Source organism: Rhizobium sp. Root149, assembly GCF_001427345.1.
GTDB classification, from domain to species: Bacteria; Pseudomonadota; Alphaproteobacteria; order Rhizobiales; family Rhizobiaceae; genus Neorhizobium; species Neorhizobium rhizoryzae.
The window spans coordinates 273134-289974 of sequence record NZ_LMGD01000021.1 but is presented as its reverse complement, the minus strand read 5'-3'; the positions used below and the strand labels follow the sequence as shown (position 1 = coordinate 289974).

16 protein-coding genes are annotated in these 16841 nt (G+C 58.3%); 10 read left to right on the top strand and 6 right to left on the bottom strand.

Features of this window, described 5'->3' with window-relative positions; translation table 11 throughout:
- Window positions 1-109 precede the first annotated feature (109 nt).
- Window positions 110-907 carry a creatininase family protein gene (locus ASD54_RS16835; RefSeq protein ID WP_062555766.1) on the bottom strand — a complete coding sequence of 266 codons (798 nt, stop codon included), beginning with the start codon at window positions 905-907 and terminating at the stop codon, window positions 110-112.
- A gap of 70 nt (window positions 908-977) precedes the next feature.
- On the opposite strand from ASD54_RS16835, the gene ASD54_RS16830 reads away from it, so the two are divergent.
- The 3 genes from ASD54_RS16830 (at window position 978) to ASD54_RS16820 (ending at window position 3671) form a co-directional block, all read left to right on the top strand.
- Window positions 978-1490: a MarR family winged helix-turn-helix transcriptional regulator gene (locus ASD54_RS16830; protein WP_062555765.1), complete on the top strand. Its 513-nt coding sequence runs from the start codon at window positions 978-980 to the stop codon at window positions 1488-1490.
- An 80-nt stretch (window positions 1491-1570) separates the two neighbouring features.
- Window positions 1571-2593: a LacI family DNA-binding transcriptional regulator gene (locus ASD54_RS16825; RefSeq protein WP_062555764.1), complete on the top strand. Its 1023-nt coding sequence runs from the start codon at window positions 1571-1573 to the stop codon at window positions 2591-2593.
- 115 nt (window positions 2594-2708) lie between these two features.
- Window positions 2709-3671: a 2-hydroxyacid dehydrogenase gene (locus ASD54_RS16820; protein ID WP_062555763.1), complete on the top strand. Its 963-nt coding sequence runs from the start codon at window positions 2709-2711 to the stop codon at window positions 3669-3671.
- Here ASD54_RS16820 and ASD54_RS16815 read toward each other — a convergent pair.
- Window positions 3668-4432: a gamma-glutamyl-gamma-aminobutyrate hydrolase family protein gene (locus tag ASD54_RS16815; RefSeq protein ID WP_062555762.1), complete on the bottom strand. Its 765-nt coding sequence runs from the start codon at window positions 4430-4432 to the stop codon at window positions 3668-3670. The genes ASD54_RS16820 and ASD54_RS16815 overlap by 4 nt on opposite strands.
- 256 nt (window positions 4433-4688) lie before the next feature.
- Here ASD54_RS16815 and ASD54_RS16810 point away from each other — a divergent pair, with 256 nt between their 5' ends.
- Complete coding sequence (locus tag ASD54_RS16810) at window positions 4689-5795, top strand: TRAP transporter substrate-binding protein (RefSeq protein ID WP_062555761.1); 1107 nt, start codon at window positions 4689-4691, stop codon at window positions 5793-5795.
- A gap of 120 nt (window positions 5796-5915) precedes the next feature.
- On the opposite strand, the gene ASD54_RS16805 is transcribed toward ASD54_RS16810, so the two are convergent.
- Together ASD54_RS16805 and ASD54_RS16800 are read right to left on the bottom strand one after the other, a co-directional pair.
- Window positions 5916-7784, bottom strand: coding sequence for a TRAP transporter large permease subunit (locus ASD54_RS16805; protein ID WP_062555973.1), 1869 nt, complete (start codon window positions 7782-7784; stop codon window positions 5916-5918).
- Between the two features lies 1 nt (window position 7785).
- Entirely contained in the window at window positions 7786-8355 is a 570-nt protein-coding gene (locus ASD54_RS16800; RefSeq protein ID WP_062555760.1) for a TRAP transporter small permease subunit, read from the bottom strand.
- Between the two features lie 305 nt (window positions 8356-8660).
- Here ASD54_RS16800 and ASD54_RS16795 point away from each other — a divergent pair, with 305 nt between their 5' ends.
- Window positions 8661-8885 carry an aa3-type cytochrome c oxidase subunit IV gene (locus ASD54_RS16795; RefSeq protein WP_062555759.1) on the top strand — a complete coding sequence of 75 codons (225 nt, stop codon included), beginning with the start codon at window positions 8661-8663 and terminating at the stop codon, window positions 8883-8885.
- Window positions 8886-8970: 85 nt separating this feature from the next.
- Here ASD54_RS16795 and ASD54_RS16790 read toward each other — a convergent pair whose 3' ends face one another.
- Window positions 8971-9813: a tetratricopeptide repeat protein gene (locus ASD54_RS16790; RefSeq protein WP_062555972.1), complete on the bottom strand. Its 843-nt coding sequence runs from the start codon at window positions 9811-9813 to the stop codon at window positions 8971-8973.
- Window positions 9814-9987: 174 nt separating this feature from the next.
- Entirely contained in the window at window positions 9988-10215 is a 228-nt protein-coding gene (gene rpsU, locus ASD54_RS16785; protein WP_062555758.1) for a 30S ribosomal protein S21, read from the bottom strand.
- 303 nt (window positions 10216-10518) lie between these two features.
- Here rpsU and ASD54_RS16775 point away from each other — a divergent pair, with 303 nt between their 5' ends.
- The 5 genes from ASD54_RS16775 to ASD54_RS16755 all read left to right on the top strand — a co-directional run bounded on the left by ASD54_RS16775 (window position 10519) and on the right by ASD54_RS16755 (window position 16728).
- The gene (locus ASD54_RS16775; RefSeq protein WP_062555756.1) at window positions 10519-11499 is read left to right on the top strand and encodes a zinc-binding dehydrogenase; all 981 of its coding nucleotides are present in this window, start codon (window positions 10519-10521) and stop codon (window positions 11497-11499) included.
- Window positions 11500-11653: 154 nt separating this feature from the next.
- Window positions 11654-12907, top strand: coding sequence for a sarcosine oxidase subunit beta family protein (locus ASD54_RS16770; protein WP_062555971.1), 1254 nt, complete (start codon window positions 11654-11656; stop codon window positions 12905-12907).
- A gap of 14 nt (window positions 12908-12921) precedes the next feature.
- Entirely contained in the window at window positions 12922-13236 is a 315-nt protein-coding gene (locus ASD54_RS16765; RefSeq protein ID WP_062555755.1) for a sarcosine oxidase subunit delta, read from the top strand.
- Window positions 13233-16190 (top strand): sarcosine oxidase subunit alpha, encoded by a 2958-nt coding sequence (locus ASD54_RS16760; protein WP_062555754.1) that lies wholly within the window; start codon window positions 13233-13235, stop codon window positions 16188-16190. Before ASD54_RS16765 ends, ASD54_RS16760 begins: the two co-directional genes overlap by 4 nt.
- Window positions 16183-16728, top strand: coding sequence for a sarcosine oxidase subunit gamma (locus ASD54_RS16755; RefSeq protein WP_062555753.1), 546 nt, complete (start codon window positions 16183-16185; stop codon window positions 16726-16728). Before ASD54_RS16760 ends, ASD54_RS16755 begins: the two co-directional genes overlap by 8 nt.
- Window positions 16729-16841 lie beyond the last annotated feature (113 nt).

Here is a 16841-nt window from a genome sequence, read left to right as displayed (position 1 = left end):
CCTCCGGGAAATGAGGGCGCTCGCGGATGGAGCGTCAGCGATTTTCGTCCATATAAGCCCTCGTACCGCCGAGTTCAAAGGCTTTCCTTATGTTATATGTTCACATGCCTCACGAGAGCGTGGACAAGTCGAAGCGGTGGACGTCATCCAGCAGTTCGAGAAAGCCGCTCACCGCATGGGCAACGAGCTGTTCGCCGCGTTGTGCCGTTGCTGCAGCCGCGTTCCCGGCAACGCCCTGCCTGTTCAGGTCGGACATCTTCCAGCCAAAGGCGTGGGGCCCGTAGGCGCGCAGATGCTTGAAGTCTCTCGCAAAATCGGACTGGTGGGAACCGAAGGAGGCCGCTTTTGCCATATCGACCTTGTCAGGATGAAGCGCCAGCATGACGGATGTTTCGATGTCGCCGCCGTGAATATCGATGGCCTTGGCTTCAGCCGAGATCCAGCCTTCCGGTTGGCCGAAACGGGTCCAGCTCGTGGCGACGGCCAGCATGTTGAAGCGCACGCGTGCTTCGGTCGCGACCACCGTCATCAGTGGAGAATTGCCGCCATGCGCATTCAGCATCACGAATTTGCGAATGCCCTGGTCCGCCAGGCCTTCCGCAATCGCCAGCCAGCGGTTGATGGCCTGCGCAAAGGAAAGTGTGCGCGTGCCGGGCACGTCCGCATGCTCGATGGAATAGCCAATGCGTTCGACGGGCAGGAAGGAGACGGGCAGATCTTTCGGCAGGGCGTCGATCAGGCGCTCGACGAGACCGGCGGCGATCAGGCTATCGGTCTCGAAGGGCAGATGCGGCCCATGCTGCTCATGGGCACCGAGCGGCAAGACGACAATCCAGTCTGCCCGCCTTTCGGGGGGCAGCGTCCTGTCATTCTCGTGGAAGCGGGGCCGGGGCAGTTCTGGGGACATCTGGCGATCACGTTCCGCTTTGGCTAAGGATGGGAGACGAAGGTGCGTGGTATAGCGGGAAGGGCGGGAGATGAGCAAGAAAAAGGGCGAGAAGAAGGAAAAGGCTGGCCGGAAGAAGGCGCCCGGCGGCGCGCATGATCTGGCGCCTGCGCTTGCAGGGGCCGCTCGTTCAATGCGAACGGTCCATTCTCGCAATCTCCTGGAGGCAGGGCTCTATTCCGGTCAGGACGGAGTTATATTAGCGCTGGCGGAAGGTGAGGCTTTGACACCCGGTGAGCTGGCGCATCGTCTTGGTGTGAAGGCTCCCACCATGACCCGCACCATTGGCCGCATGGAAGCGCAGGGCTTCGTTCAGCGAAAGCCGGACGGCGGCGATGGCCGTCAGGTAAAAGTGCATCTGACGCCTCTGGGTCTGCACAGCCTCGAAAAGATCAACCTTGCCACCGCTGCAACCAACTCCAAGGCGCTTGAGGATTTCTCCGACAAGGAGATCCGGACACTGTTGAAGCTTCTGAAGGCGCTCAATCGGAATCTGATTGGAGAGGCGCAATCCGAGGATGAGGAAGAGGTTGTGACAGATTGATGACGGCGGATTGCCATCGCGGATTAAATTGTTTAAAGAATTTTTAGATCCGTTAGATCGGGAATCCGCCGGGAGGGGTTGTGGTTCAGAAAATCAAGTTGTCGACCATCGCGGAGAGCCTTGGGCTGTCTACCGCGACCATATCGCTTGCGCTGCGTGACAGTCCGCTTGTTGCTTCCGATACGCGGGAGAAGATCAAGGAACAGGCCCGCGCGCTTGGGTATATCTACAACCGCCGTGCTGCCAGCCTGCGGACATCCCGCTCGGGTATCATCGGGGTCGTCGTGCACGACATCATGAACCCGTTCTACGGAGAAATTCTCAAGGCCATCGAAAGCGAGCTGGATCGCAGCCGCCAGACCTTCATTCTCTCCAATCATTATGACTCGGTCGAAAAGCAGCGCACCTTCATTGAAACGCTTCTGCAGCTTGGTGGTGACGGTGTCATCATGTCTCCTGCAATCGGAACGCCGCTTGAGGATGTGAAGCTGGCCGAGGCGAACGGCATGCCCGCAATCCTCGTCGCGCGCTCCATGGAAGGGGTGGATCTGCCAACCTACCGTGGCGACGACAGTTACGGCATTTCTCTTGCCACCAACCATCTGATCGGACTGGGTCACCGCAGCATCGCGATGATTGGCGGTACGGATCAGACGTCGACCGGGCGTGACCGCTATCAGGGCTATGTGAATGCGCTTCGAAAGGCCGGGATCGAGGTGGATTCCGAGCTGCGCATTCCCGGGCCTCGCACGAAGCAGGGCGGGTTCGAGGCAGCGGTGCATTTCCTGTCTCTGCCCCAGAAGCCGACGGCTGCCGTGTGCTGGAACGATCTCGTTGCCATTGGCCTGATGAACGGCATTGCCCGAGCGGGACTGACGCCAGGCAAGGATATTTCCGTCACCGGCTACGACGATCTGGAAGAGGCATCCATCGCTACACCCGCTCTGACCACCGTCTGGAACGGCCAGACCGAGGTGGGGCGCCTTGCTGCACGCGCGCTGCTTGACCGCCTTGCCGGAAGCCATGAGCCGGATGGCATTCATCTCATCAAGCCGGAGATGCGGATCCGCCAGTCAACCGGACCCTACCAGCCGCGTAGCTGACTTTTGGTCGATTAGAAAAATTGCGCAGAACCAAAGCACATGCGTTTGTTTCTGCGCAATTTCTGACGCAGTATGCGCCACTCGCGTCCGCAATCTCTTCGATAGGAAATTCATCATGACTGACAACAAGATCACCGTGCTCGTGCCGGGCCGCATGCATTCCCGCGTTCTGGAACGGCTGGCGCAGGCCTTCGATCTTCTGCAGACGCCTGTCGGTTCTGAAATGCAGATTTCGGATGAGCAGAGAGCCCGTATTCGCGGTGTGGCGACCACCAACAAGATGCCTGCCGAGTGGATCGATCAACTGCCGAACGCTGAAGTGATTGCCAATTTCGGCGTAGGCTATGACGGGGTGGATGCCCGGCATGCGGCAACCAAAGGCATTCTCGTCACCAACACGCCGGACGTTCTGAACGACGAGGTAGCGGATACGACGATCGGCCTTCTCCTGAACACGATCCGCCGTCTGCCGGTGGCCGAAACCTATCTGCGCGAAGGACGCTGGGAAAAGGAAGGACCGTTCCCGCTCACGCCGCTTTCGCTCAAGAACCGACATGTCGGCCTTCTGGGGCTGGGGCGTATCGGGCTTGAGATCGCCAAGCGGCTGGAGCCGTTCAAGGTGAAGCTCAGCTATCATACGCGCACGCCGCGCAAGGATGTGAGCTACACCTATGCGTCTTCTGCCGTGGAACTGGCGAAGTCTGTTGATACGCTGATCTCCATCATTCCGGCGACGCCGGAAACGCACAAGATCATCAATGCCGAGGTTCTGGCGGCACTGGGGCCGAACGGCGTTTTCATCAATGTGGGTCGAGGCACCAGCGTCGATGAAGAGGCGCTCGAGGCCGCGCTGCGCCAGGGCACCATTGCCGCCGCAGGACTGGATGTCTTCTATGACGAGCCGAAGATTCCAGCCGGGTTCTTCGATCTTCCCACTCTTTGCATGCTGCCGCATGTGGCTTCGGCATCGGTGCCGACACGCAACGATATGGCCGATCTCGTTGTCGACAACCTGATCAAGTGGTTCAGCGAAAAGCAGTTGCTGACGGCCGTGCCGGAAACTCCGGTTACGACCTAATCAGGCCTTTGTCTATGGGCCGCATAGTCTCGGACGGCGGCTCCGAATGCCTCGAATAGGGCGCGGGAGGGACGATCTCCTTCCGCCCAGTATTCCGGATGCCATTGAACGCCGACGGCAAAGCCTGTGGCGCCGATCACCGACACGGCTTCGATAGTGCCATCCTGTGCCTTGGCTTCCACCTGCAGGCGCGGCGCTTTCTCGCCGATTGCCTGACGGTGCAGGGAGTTGACCTGAACTTCTCCGGTCAGACCCAGATAGCGTTCCATGCAGGACCCCTGTTCGATCAGCACTGGCTGGCGGATCGAATACATCTCGTCACGGCTTTCGACCGGCGGCTTGCGATGATCCCATGTGCCGGGCTGATCCTGAATCTCCCGTGCCAGGGTTCCTCCAAGTGCAACGTTCAATTCCTGTATTCCCCGGCAGATGGCAAGCAGCGGAATGCCGCGTTCTATCGTCTGGCGAATGAGTTCTAGCGAGGTGGCATCACGGGCGGGATCGAAAGGGCCGTCTGCTTCAGTCCAATCCGCGCCGTAGAGGGAAGGGTGGACATTCGTGGCCGAGCCCGAGATCAGGACGCCGTCCACCCGATCAAGAACCGTCTGCAAGTCCGCCCCGGTTTCAAGCGCCGGTATGATGATCGGCATTCCGTTGGCGACCTTCAGCACGGCGTTGACATATTGCGTCTGGACGGCGTGCCAATCCGCTTTGTCGAGATGGCGAATATCGGCGGGAATGGCGATGAGCGGCAGGGTCATAGGATACTCCGAATATAGCCGTATTTTTCACCAGCAGGCCAGTCCAGTGTCAAGCGTCAGCCTCAGTCTGCCCTGAACTGCCGAAGTTTTAGTCAACGAGATTACATTAGACGAAAGTATTGTGCTCTTCCGGTCACCAATCACGAAGGAATATTATCCCGACCGCTTGCCAGCGGACAGACCTCATGTTTACTTCGAACCATGGCCGATGGAGGGGAGAAAAAACCGTCGGCGCATCAATAACGGGAGGTACTAAATGGATCGTCGTTCATTCTTCAAAAAGGCAGCTGCAGCCGGCACGGGTGCTGCTGCAGCAACTGCGCTTGCGGCACCTGCCATTGCGCAATCTGCACCAAAGATCACCTGGCGTCTGACATCGTCGTTCCCGAAGTCTCTGGACACGATTTATGGCGGTGCGGAAGACATTGCCAAGCATGTGGCCGCTGCGACCGATGGGAACTTCACCATCCAGACCTTTGCGGCGGGCGAAATCGTTCCCGGCCTGCAGGCGGCGGATGCCGTTTCCGCCGGAACGGTCGAAATGTGCCACACCTGCTCCTACTACTATGTCGGCAAGGACCCGACGTTCGCGATCGGAACGGCAATTCCCTTCGGTCTCAACCAGCGTCTCACGAACTCCTGGTTCTACGAAGGCAATGGTACGAAGCTCCTCAACGAATTCTACGCGACTCACGGTTTGATCGGCTATATCGCGGGTAACACCGGCGTGCAGATGGGTGGCTGGTTCCGCAAGGAAATTAACACCGTTGACGATTTCAAGGGCGTCAAGATGCGTATTGCCGGTCTCGCCGGCCGCGTCGTCGAGAAGCTGGGCGCTGTGCCACAGCAGATCGCTGGTGGCGACATTTATCCGTCGCTGGAAAAAGGCACTATCGATGCCGCCGAATGGGTCGGTCCTTATGACGACTTGAAGCTCGGCTTCTACAAGGTCGCCAAGTTCTACTATTACCCGGCCTTCTGGGAAGGTGGTCCGGTTATCCACGCCTTCATGAACAAGGCGAAGTTCGAGGCTCTGCCGAAGTCCTACCAGGCAGTGCTTCAGGACGCCTGCGCTTTTGCCAACAGCAACATGATGGCGAAATACGACGCCAAGAACCCGATTGCGATCAAGCAGATCGTAGCCAATGGCACGACGCTGCGTCCTTTCAGCCAGCCGATCCTCGAAGCAGCCTTCAACGCTTCGAAGGAAGTCTATGCCGAGATTTCCGCCAAGAACGAATGGTTCAAGAAGATCTACGAAGATCAGGTGGCTTTCAAGAAGGAAGGTTATCTGTGGATGCAGCTTGCTGAATACACCTACGATACCTTCATGATGATCCAGCAGCGCAACGGCAAGCTCTGATCAACTCATCCGCTTTCCAAACGAAACCCGGGGCTTCAACCCCGGGTTTTTTGTTGCCTGTAAGAAGTACAAAAAAAGGCCCCACCGAGGTGAGGCCTTGATATCAGAACCAATGCAATCTCAAGGATTGATCTTGGGCGGTTGGCTCAAATCCGGCTGACCGGAAGGTTGCGTTTGTGTCGGCTGTTGCCCAGGCAGACCATTCAATGGCGGCAGTCCCAATGCTGGGGCTGAACCGGATTGGCCTGCTGGCAGGCTGTCATTGCCAAAGGTCAACGGGGGCAGGCCCATGGCGGGCGCTGAACCGTTCTGCCCACCGAGCGGGGGGAGGCCAAGTTGCAGACCGTCATTTCCAGGTGTGCTGCCGGATCCCATTCCAGGCAATTGAATTTGCACATCGGAAGGATTGGTTGTCGGCTGGTCTGTCTTGTAATGCATGACCAGTCCCGGGAATGCAATCACAACCAGGATCATCACGAACTGGATGATGATGTAGGGGAAGACGCCCTTATAGATTTCCGTCGTTCTGACAGGCGGCATGGTCTTGCCTGTGACCTTGTCGACCCATGGACTTGCCGGCGCAATGGAGCGCAGGAAGAAGAGGGAGAAGCCGAACGGTGGTGTCAGGAACGAGGTCTGGAGGTTGATGCCGAGGATGATGCCGAACCAGACCAGATCGATGCCGAGCTTGTCTGCTACAGGCGCCAGAAGCGGGACCATGATGAAGGCAATCTCGAAGAAGTCGAGGAAGCAGCCCAGAATGAAGACGATGATCGTGACAACGATCAGGAAGCCATATTCTCCGCCCGGCAGCGCCAGCAGCAGTTCCTCCATCCAGACATTGCCATTGATGCCGTAGAAGGTGAGGCCGAACACACGCGCACCGATCAGGATCATCATGACGAAGGCCGACAGGCGCGTGGTTGCGTCCAGAGCCGTCTTGATTGACCCAAGAGTCAGGCGGCCCTTGGCAAGTGCAAGAAGAAGGGCACCTGTGGCACCCATGGCGCCACCTTCCGTCGGCGTGGCAATGCCGAGGAAGATCGTGCCGAGAACCAGAAAGATAAGGGCCAAAGGCGGAATCAGAACGATGATCACGCGTTCGGAAAGACGCGAGATGATTTTCTTTTCGATTTTCTCGTTGACGAGCGCCACCACATAAACGACGCCGACGGCGAATGCCAGAGCCGCAACAAGCCGCCATTCTTCACTCTGAATGCCGACAAAGAGAACGTGAAGGCCAAGGTAATAGAGGCCAATCGCAATGACGAACATCACAGCCAACGACGTTACGCCATTTCCAAGCGTGCGTGCTTCCTGCGGCAGGGCGGGTGCCCATTCTGGCTTCACCAGTGTGACCGCGAAGATGTAAAGGCAATAGGTGCCCACGATCAGCAGGGCGGGATAGAGTGCGCCGACATACATGTCGCCAACAGAGCGACCAAGCTGATCGGCCATAACGATCAAAACGAGCGATGGTGGCACGATCTGTGCGAGCGTGCCGGATGCTGCGATCGTGCCAGATACGAGCGGACGGTTATAGCCGTACCGCATCATGATCGGAAGCGAGATCAATCCCATGGCCATGACGGATGCAGCAACGACACCGGTCGTTGCTCCGAGCAATGCACCGACAAGGATGACTGCATAGGCAAGACCGCCGCGGACAGGGCCAAACAACTGGCCGATTGTGTCCAGCAGATCCTCCGCCATCCTCGATCGCTCCAGGATGATCCCCATGAAGGTAAAGAAGGGGATCGACAGCAGCGTGTCATTATACATGATCCCGTAAATGCGTTCGGGATGCGACTGGAGGAGGGGCCAGAACAACCGGATATCTGGTGAGATATGCGAGAGTTCAACGCCGACAACGAAGAAGATCAAGCCGCCCGCTGCGAGCGTGAAAGCAACAGGATAGCCAAGAAGTAGCATCAGCATCACTGATGAAAACATCACCAGTGGCAAATTGAGTGCAATGATATGAATGATCTCAGCCATGGGTCACCTCGGAGGCTGGGGCTGCGGCTTCCGAAGATTTCTCCTCCCGCGGATCCGGTATCCGGCCCGTAACGACGGCGAAACGCTTGATGATCTCAGAGAAGGCCTGAGCGAGCAGAAGCGCAAAGCCGATCAGGACAGCCAGCTTTGCCGGCCAGATGATGAGGCCGCCGGCATTCGAAGATATCTCGCCTGACTGATAGGAAAGCCAGAACCATGGCCATGCCAGATAGGTCATCAAACTTGCAAATGGCAGAAGGAAGATGATGTGAAGCGTCAGATCGATCAGGTCACGCGTGCGCTTGCTCCAGGTGGAGGACAGAATGTCAATGCGGACATGCTCGTTCTGCAGCAAGGCATAGGCTGCTGCGAGCATGAAAACGGTGCCAAACAGATACCATTGAACCTCAAGCCAGGCGTTCGACGAAATATCGAGCGCCTTGCGCATGACGGCATTGCCAGCGCTGATCAAGACAGCCGCCAGTAGCAGCCACGACACCCAGCGACCAATGAAGCTCGTCACCGCATCGATGGCGCGGCTGAGAGCAAGGAGCACAGTCATGATGCAATTCCCCCACTTTATTCTTTGTTATCTTCTCTAAGGCTAAATCGTGAATCTGCGCAACGCTACCAATGTCTGGTGGGTGTGGCTTTCCCGATATTTCTTGCTCAATGATGCGGGAATTTGCATCAAAGTGTCGTTTGCCAGATTTTCGCGATTGTGCAGCAGATTTCATGCCAGGCGCAGCAGACTGCGTAACACCAAGTCGATTGCGCTTTTTGTGCTTTTTGTGTAGCCATTTCTCTCAGTAGAGGATTGCGCCTGTCTTGCAGGCGCTGGACATCGATGCAGGGGAGAGTTTGAGCATGGATCATCATCACGCAGGACCGGTCGAAACAGGCGCTCCGATGGATTATCGCGAGCACGAAAAGACCTATGACCTGTTCCTGGCCGGTGCCAAGTGGGGCACGATGATGTGCGTGGTCCTGCTGATTGCCATGCTGGCTGGTTTTTACGCCGGTGGCGGTCTGCTCGGCGGCATCCTCGTATTCTTCATCCTGAACGCGGCCGGTTTCTATCTACTGAGTTGATTTTAGGTCTTCATTCGCAAGACGAGACGAAAAAGGCCCGGCATCGACCGGGCCTTTTGCATCATGTCTGCGAAGGGAAATATCTTCAGCCCGCGGCAGCCGGGCCACTGCGCGTGCGTGCCGCACCGTCCTGTGCAGGCTTGTAATTCGGGTCCAGACGAACAGCATGGTTGTAGGACTTGTAGGCGCGTGCCTTGTCGCCGCGGCGCTCATAGACCAGCGCCTGATTCGCCCACGATTCAGCGATCTTATCGTTCAGCTCGATGGCATGGTTGAAGTCGGCAAAGGCGTTGTCATCGTTGTTCAGCGCGACATAGGATACGCCGCGGCCGTTATAGGGCTCCGGCGAACCCGGAGACAGCGAGATGGCCTTGGAGAAGTCTTCGATCGCCTGGGCGTGTTGTCCGCGAACCTGGTAGATCAGACCACGGCCATGCCAAGCGCGACCATCCGTCGTGTCCTGCTGGATTGCGCGGTCGAAATCATTGAAGGCTTCGTTTATGCGGCCAGCCTGACGATAGATATTCCCGCGTCCGATCAGAGCTACGTCATAGTTCGGGTTGATCTGGAGTGCAGTGTTGTAGTCGTTTACTGCTTCTGCCGGCTTGCCCATGTTGCGATACACGAGCGCCCTGTTCGCATAGGCCTGGAAGAAGCGAGGGTTCAACTGGATCGCGCGGTTGAAATCGTCCACGGCGCGCTTGAAGTCCCCGGAGCGACCATAGGCCGCACCGCGCACGTTATAGCCTTCCGGATCCTGCGGGTTTGCTTGGATGACCGAGGAGAGGGAGGCAATGTTCTGCTCTGACCCTTGTGCGCGATCAAGCCGGATGAGGTCGGTGCTGGTCGTCGTTTCGCAGCCAGCCAGCAATAGTCCGCTGAGCAGCAGCATTGGTCCCGCGATGCGAACCTGCAAGCGGCGTTGCATCTGCCTTGATTCTGGGGTTTGAAGTTCAGGCGAATTTGCTGCGGTCGTAGCGGCCATCAGGCACAATTCCTCGTGTCTTTACGTGTAAGGCGGCGATCCGGGAAACCAAAAAAAGCGGCGGCGAAAATTCGCCCCCGCCCTTCAATCACGAAATAACGTCGAAAAGACGGCCAATTAGCGGCCGGTGCGACCAGCAGCAACCAGACCTTCACGCTGTGCGCGCTTACGGGCCAGCTTGCGCACGCGGCGCACAGCTTCTGCCTTTTCACGAGCGCGCTTCTGGGAAGGCTTCTCGTAGTAATCGCGCATCTTCATTTCGCGGAAGATGCCTTCGCGCTGCATCTTCTTCTTGAGAGCGCGGAGAGCCTGATCAACGTTGTTGTCGCGGACAAGTACCTGCACGTGAATCCCGTTCCTTTGGTTATTCGAGTTAGCCGCCTGACAGCGCAGTACTGAAGGCGAAACAATAGGTTTCCATGGCCGCAGCCATGCGATTGGTGAAGGCACATAACAGAAGGGATTTACGAAGTCCAGCGGGCTTGGCGGCTCCGTTTGCTAAATTGTGCAAAACCCCTTGAATCCAGCAGGTGCAGCACCATGCACGGCCACCTAAAGGCTCGATGAGGAAGATGCCGCCGTTTGAATTTTCGAAAACAAGGCGCATATACCGGCACGTTTCAATAACGACAGAACAGGAGAAGCAATATGCAAGGCCTTTCATATTCGGAATTCGGAAAACCCTCCCAGGTGCTCGCGGTCCAGGAGCTTTCCAAGCCGGAACCCGCAGCTGGCGAGGTGCGCCTGCGCATGATTCTGTCTCCGATCCACAACCATGATGTGCTGACGGTCAGCGGCCAGTACGGATACAAGCCGCCGCTGCCAGCGGGTGCCGGTAGCGAAGGGGTGGGCATTGTCGATGCGCTGGGCGAGGGTGTGCAGGGCGTTTCCGTCGGTCAGCGGGTGGTGGCCAGCGGTCTCAAGGGTGCCTGGGCCGAATATGCCATTGCGAAGGGCGCTTCCTGTGTGCCGATGCCAGAGAGCATTGATGATGAAACGGCAGCGCAGCTGATTGCCATGCCGTTGAGCGCTTTGACGCTTCTGGAATTCACCGGTATCCGCGAAGGCCAGTGGTTAATCCAGAATGCTGCCAATGGTGCGGTCGGAAAGGTGCTGGCGCAGCTTGCCAAGCCGCGTGGCATCCATGTCATCAACCTTGTGCGCCGCGCAGATGCGGTGGAAGAACTCAAGGAGCTGGGCATCGAAAACGTCATCGCAACCGATGCGCCGAACTGGACGGAGGCGGTGACCTCGCTGACCGGAACATCGCCGATCGCTGTTGCCATCGATGGCGTTGGCGGAGACGCGTCCGGCGATCTCCTGTCGCTTTTGGGCGAGGGCGGTCAGCTGATTTCGTTTGGCGTGATGTCGGGCGAGAAAATGCGGATTTCTGCGGGAGACGTCATCTTCAAGCAAGCGGTCGTCAAGGGTTTCTGGCTTGCCAAGCTCATGGAAACCATGTCGCGGGAGGATGCCGGCCGTATGATCGGCGAACTGGTAACCCGTGCCGCCAAGGGTGAGCTGAAACTGCAGGTCGATGCCGTTTTCCCACTGGCCGAAGCTGCGAAGGCTGTGGATGCCGCAGTCGAGCGTGGTCGCAAGGGCAAGGTTCTTCTTCGTCTCTCCTGAGACCGAACCAAGCTGGCACACGCGCTTTAACAAAATCGCGTGTGTCGAAACCAAAGCCTGAATGCGTCGCAAAGCAACCATTGCGACGCGCTTCGATTTGCGATTTGTATGGTTCCACGAAAGGCTATTTCGCCTCAAGGAGCTAAAGGCAGATATGCGCAAATATTCGGTCTTTGCGGTGGCCCGGGAGGCCATGCGCAGCCACAAGGGGTGGGAACCGCAATGGGTCTCGCCGGAACCGCGTTCTTCTTACGATGTCATCATCATCGGCGGCGGCGGTCACGGACTGGGCGCGGCCTATTATCTTGCCAAGGAACATGGCATCACCAATGTGGCGGTGATCGAAAAAGGCTGGCTGGGCGGCGGCAATACGGGCCGCAACACCACCATCATCCGCTCCAACTATCTCTATGAAGAGAGCATGGATATCTACGAGCATTCCCTGAAGCTGTGGGAAGGCTTGAGCCAGGATCTCAATTATAACGTCATGTATTCGCCGCGTGGCGTGATGATGCTGTCGCACAACACGCACGACATGCAGAGCTTCAAGCGGCACATCAATGCCAACCGGCTTTATGGCATCGATAATGAATGGCTGACGCCGGAAGAGGCAAAGAAATTCTGTCCGCCGCTCGATATCTCCAAGACGGCCCGTTACCCCATCAATGGTGCAGCACTTCAGAAGCGTGGCGGCACGGCACGTCATGATGCGGTTGCCTGGGGCTATGCGCGCGCGGCATCCGATCGCGGCGTTCACATCATCCAGAACTGCGAAGTCACCGGCATCCGTCGCGGTCCGGGCGGTGAAGTGACAGGCGTTGAGACCAATCGCGGCTTCATCGGTGCACGCAAGATCGGCGTGTCTGCTGCCGGTCATTCCTCGGTCGTCATGCAGATGGCGGATGTGCGGGTGCCGCTGACCAGCAACCCGCTTCAGGCGCTGGTGTCGGAACCGCTAAAGCCGATTTTTCCCTGCGTGGTCATGTCCAATACGGTGCATGCCTATATCTCGCAGTCGGACAAGGGCGAACTGGTGATTGGCGCCGGTACGGACCAGTATCACTCCTATTCCCAGACCGGGGGTCTTCAGATCATCACGCATACGCTGGATGCCATTTGCGAGCTGTTCCCGATTTTCCGTCGCGTGAAGATGATGCGCCAATGGGGTGGCATTACCGATAACACGCCGGATCGCTCCGCCATCCAGAGCGTCACACCGGTGCCGAACCTGTTCGTCAATTGCGGCTGGGGAACGGGTGGCTTCAAGGCAACGCCGGGGTCTGCAAACCTGTTTGCCTGGCTGATTGCCAAGGGCGAGCCGCATCGTCTGGCGCAAGGCCTGACGCTGGACCGGTTCCGCACAGGACGCCTGATCGACGAAGCGGCGGCTGCCGCTGTTGCGCACTGAAGAAGGGGACATTCATGCTGTTGATCCATTGCCCCTATTGCGGCGAGAGCCGTTCCGAACTGGAATTTCGCTGGGCGGGCGAGGCGCATATCGCGCGGCCCGAGAACATTGCCGAGATTTCAGATGAAGCCTTTGCCGAATATTTCTTCATTCGCGACAACACCAAGGGCATTGCCTGGGAACGCTGGCGGCACATTCATGGCTGCGGACGCTTCTTCAACACGATCCGTGACACCGTGAGTGACAAGTTCCTGTTGAGCTACAAGGCAGGACTGGCGCGGCAACCGGTTCCGGGTGCCTCTGAACCGGTGGAAGGAGATGCGGCATGACGTCTCATCGCATCAAGGGCACCGGACGGCTGACGCCTGCCCGCAAGGCCCGCTTCACTTTCGACGGCAAGATCTACACCGCATTGGAAGGCGATACGGTTGCTTCCGCGCTTCTGGCGAATGGCGTGCATCTCATGGGCCGTTCGTTCAAGTATCACCGTCCTCGCGGTATCCTGTCTGCCGGTGCGGAAGAGCCGAATGCGCTTCTGGATGTCGCGCGTGACAGCGCCCGCCGTCAGCCCAATGTGCGCGCCAGCGTGCAGGAGGTTTTCGACGGTGCGATCATCCAGTCGCAGAACCGTTGGCCGTTCCTGTCCTTCGATATTGGCGGTATCAACAATCTGCTCTCGCCATTCTTCGCGGCAGGCTTCTACTACAAGACCTTCATGTGGCCGCGCGAGGCCTGGGCGAAGCTCTATGAGCCGGTCATCCGCCGTGCTGCCGGTCTGGGCGTTGCGCCAAAGGAAGAAGATCCGGATCATTATGCCAACCGCTTTGCCCATTGCGACGTCCTGGTGGCCGGTGCCGGAGCTGCCGGCCTGACGGCGGCACTTTCCGCCGCTGAAACGGGTGCCTCCGTTATTCTGGTGGATGAGCGTGCCGAAGTGGGCGGCGCGCTTCTGTTCGATAGCGGAACCGTAATTGACGGCAAGCCGGGCTATGACTGGGCTCAAGGCGTGCTCGCCAGACTGAAAGCCATGCCGAATGTGCGCGTGCTGACCCGCACCACCGTGTTCGGCTACTACAATCACAATTTCATCGGTCTTGCGGAGCGGGTGACGGATCACCTGCCGCGTCCGAATAAGTCGCTGCCGCGTGAACGCTTGTGGCAGGTGCGAGCGAGAAAGGTTGTACTCGCAACCGGCGCGATCGAGCGGCACATGGTGTTTGCCAATAATGACCGTCCCGGCATCATGCTGGCCTCGGCGGCGCGCATGTACCTCAACCATTACGGTGTTGCCGTCGGCTCAAAGATTGGCGTCTACACGGCCCATGACAGCGCCTACGAGGCGGCATTCGACCTGAAGCGCGCCGGTATCGACGTGGTGTCCATCGTCGATTGCCGTGCCAAGCCAAGCGAAGCGCTTCTTTCGGCTGCGCGTGTTCTCGGCATCGAAGTCCTGTCCGGCTATTCGGTCGTCAACACATCTGGCCGTTTGCGCATTTCCTCGATGACGGTGGCGCGCAACGGCTCGACCAATCATCGCAAGATCCCGGTCGATGCGCTGTTGATGTCCGGCGGCTGGACGCCTTCGGTTCATCTCTTTTCGCAATCGCGCGGCAAACTGAAGTTCGATGCAGAAAACCAGCGTTTCCTGCCCAATATCTATGCGGAAGCGTGTGTCTCCGTCGGTGCTTGCAACGGAACCGATGAGATCGGCGCCCTTTTGGCGGAGGCGTCGGCTGCTGGCGGCGGCTCGGTGAGCCTGACCGGTCAGAGCACCTATGCCTGGACGGGCGGCATGATCGGCGCTGCCGAAGGAGCAGGGCCCGATACGGCGGTGAAGGCCTTCGTGGATTTCCAGCACGACGTGACGGCAAAGGACATTCGCCTTGCCGTGCGCGAAGGCATGCACTCCATCGAGCACATCAAGCGCTTCACGACAAACGGCATGGCGTCCGATCAGGGCAAGCTGTCCAATATGCATGGTCTGGCGATTGCGGCGGAAATGCTGGGCAAGGACATTCCGCAGGTCGGTCTCACCACTTTCCGCGCGCCGTATACGCCCGTGACCTATGGTACGCTGATTGCCCATTCGCGCGGCGATCTGTTCGATCCCGCCCGCAAGACGCCGCTGCATGGTGAACTTGTGGCCGCAGGCGCCGAGTTCGAGGATGTGGGCAACTGGAAGCGTGCCTGGTATTTCCCGCGTCGCGGTGAGGACATGCATGCTGCCGTCAACCGCGAGTGCAAGACGGCACGCGAGGTGGCTGGCATCTTTGACGCTTCCACTCTCGGCAAGATCGAGGTGGTCGGTCCGGATGCGGCGAAGTTCCTGAACCTCATGTACACCAATGCCTGGGACAACCTGAAGCCCGGCAAGTGCCGTTATGGCATCATGACCCGAGAAGACGGCTTCATCTACGATGACGGTGTCGTGGGGCGCTTGGCGGAAGATCGCTTCCATGTGACCACGACGACGGGCGGTGCGCCGCGCGTGCTTCACCACATGGAGGACTACCTCCAGACCGAGTTCCCGGATCTCAAGGTTTGGCTGACCTCCACCACCGAACAATGGGCGGTGATTGCCGTGCAGGGTCCGAAGGCGCGCGAAATCATTGAGCCGCTGGTGGAGGGTCTCGACCTTTCCAATGAGGCCTTCCCGCATATGAGCGTTGACGAATGCACGGTCATGGGTGTTCCGGCTCGTCTGTTCCGGGTTTCGTTTACCGGTGAAATCGGCTTCGAAGTCAACGTACCTGCCGATTATGGTGCTTCCGTCTGGAGGGCCATCTGGGAGCGTGGCGAGGCTTTGGGCGCTTGCCTCTATGGCACGGAAACCATGCACGTGCTGCGCGCCGAGAAGGGCTATATCATCGTTGGACAGGATACGGATGGAACCGTTACTCCGGATGATGCCGGTTATGGCTGGGCCGTTTCGAAGAAGAAGACGGATTTCGTCGGCATTCGCGGCCTGAAGCGTCCTGATCTGATCCGGTCCGGTCGCAAGCAACTGGTTGGGCTGCTCACTCAGGACCTCACGGAAGTTCTGGAAGAGGGTGGACAGATCGTTGCCGATCCGAACGAACCGAAGCCGATGACCATGCTGGGCCATGTGACGTCTGCCTACTGGTCGGAAAATCTGGGCCGCTCGATTGCAATAGCACTCGTGGCCGATGGCCGTGCCCGCATGGGCAAGACCGTCTACATCCCGATGAAAGACAAGACCATTGCCGCAACCGTGACGGATATGGTGTTCTTCGACAAGGAAGGAGGCCGCATCCATGGCTGAACTTGCAACGCGCGCAGTACCACTGGCCGGGGCTCACGGCGGGACGGCTTCCGTTCGGCTGAAGCCTGCGTCGCCTGCCCATCGCATCTCGCTGCGCGCCGGAGAAGACGTGGTTTCCGCGCTTTCAACGGCGCTCGGATTGAGCCTGCCCACACAACCGAAGACCTCTGCCTCTTCCGGTTCGCGCACCGCACTCTGGCTGGGGCCGGATGAGTGGCTCGTGATCGATGAGGGCGAGGGTGGGCTTGTGGAGGCTGCCCGGTCTTCTGGTGCGGTCCATTCCGCAACGGATGTCTCGCATCGCAACACGGCAATCCTGATCGAGGGGGCGGGTTCTTCAGACGCCCTGAACGGCGGCTGCCCGCTGGATCTTTCACTAAAAGCTTTTCCGGTGGGTGCTTGTGCGCGCACTCTGTTTGGCAAGATCGAAGTCGTGCTCTTGCGAACAGGGGAACAGAGTTTTCGTCTCGAATGCTGGCGGTCCTTTTCGGAATACGCCTTCGGCCTCCTGCGCGAGGCTGCGCTCGACGTAGAATAGTATCGTGGACTACCTTACGGGATATATATCGTTCCGTGGGGTAGTCCTTCGAACTCATTTATTTAATGTTGATATTATCATATTATGTAATATCAAGAATGAATTCATTTAAT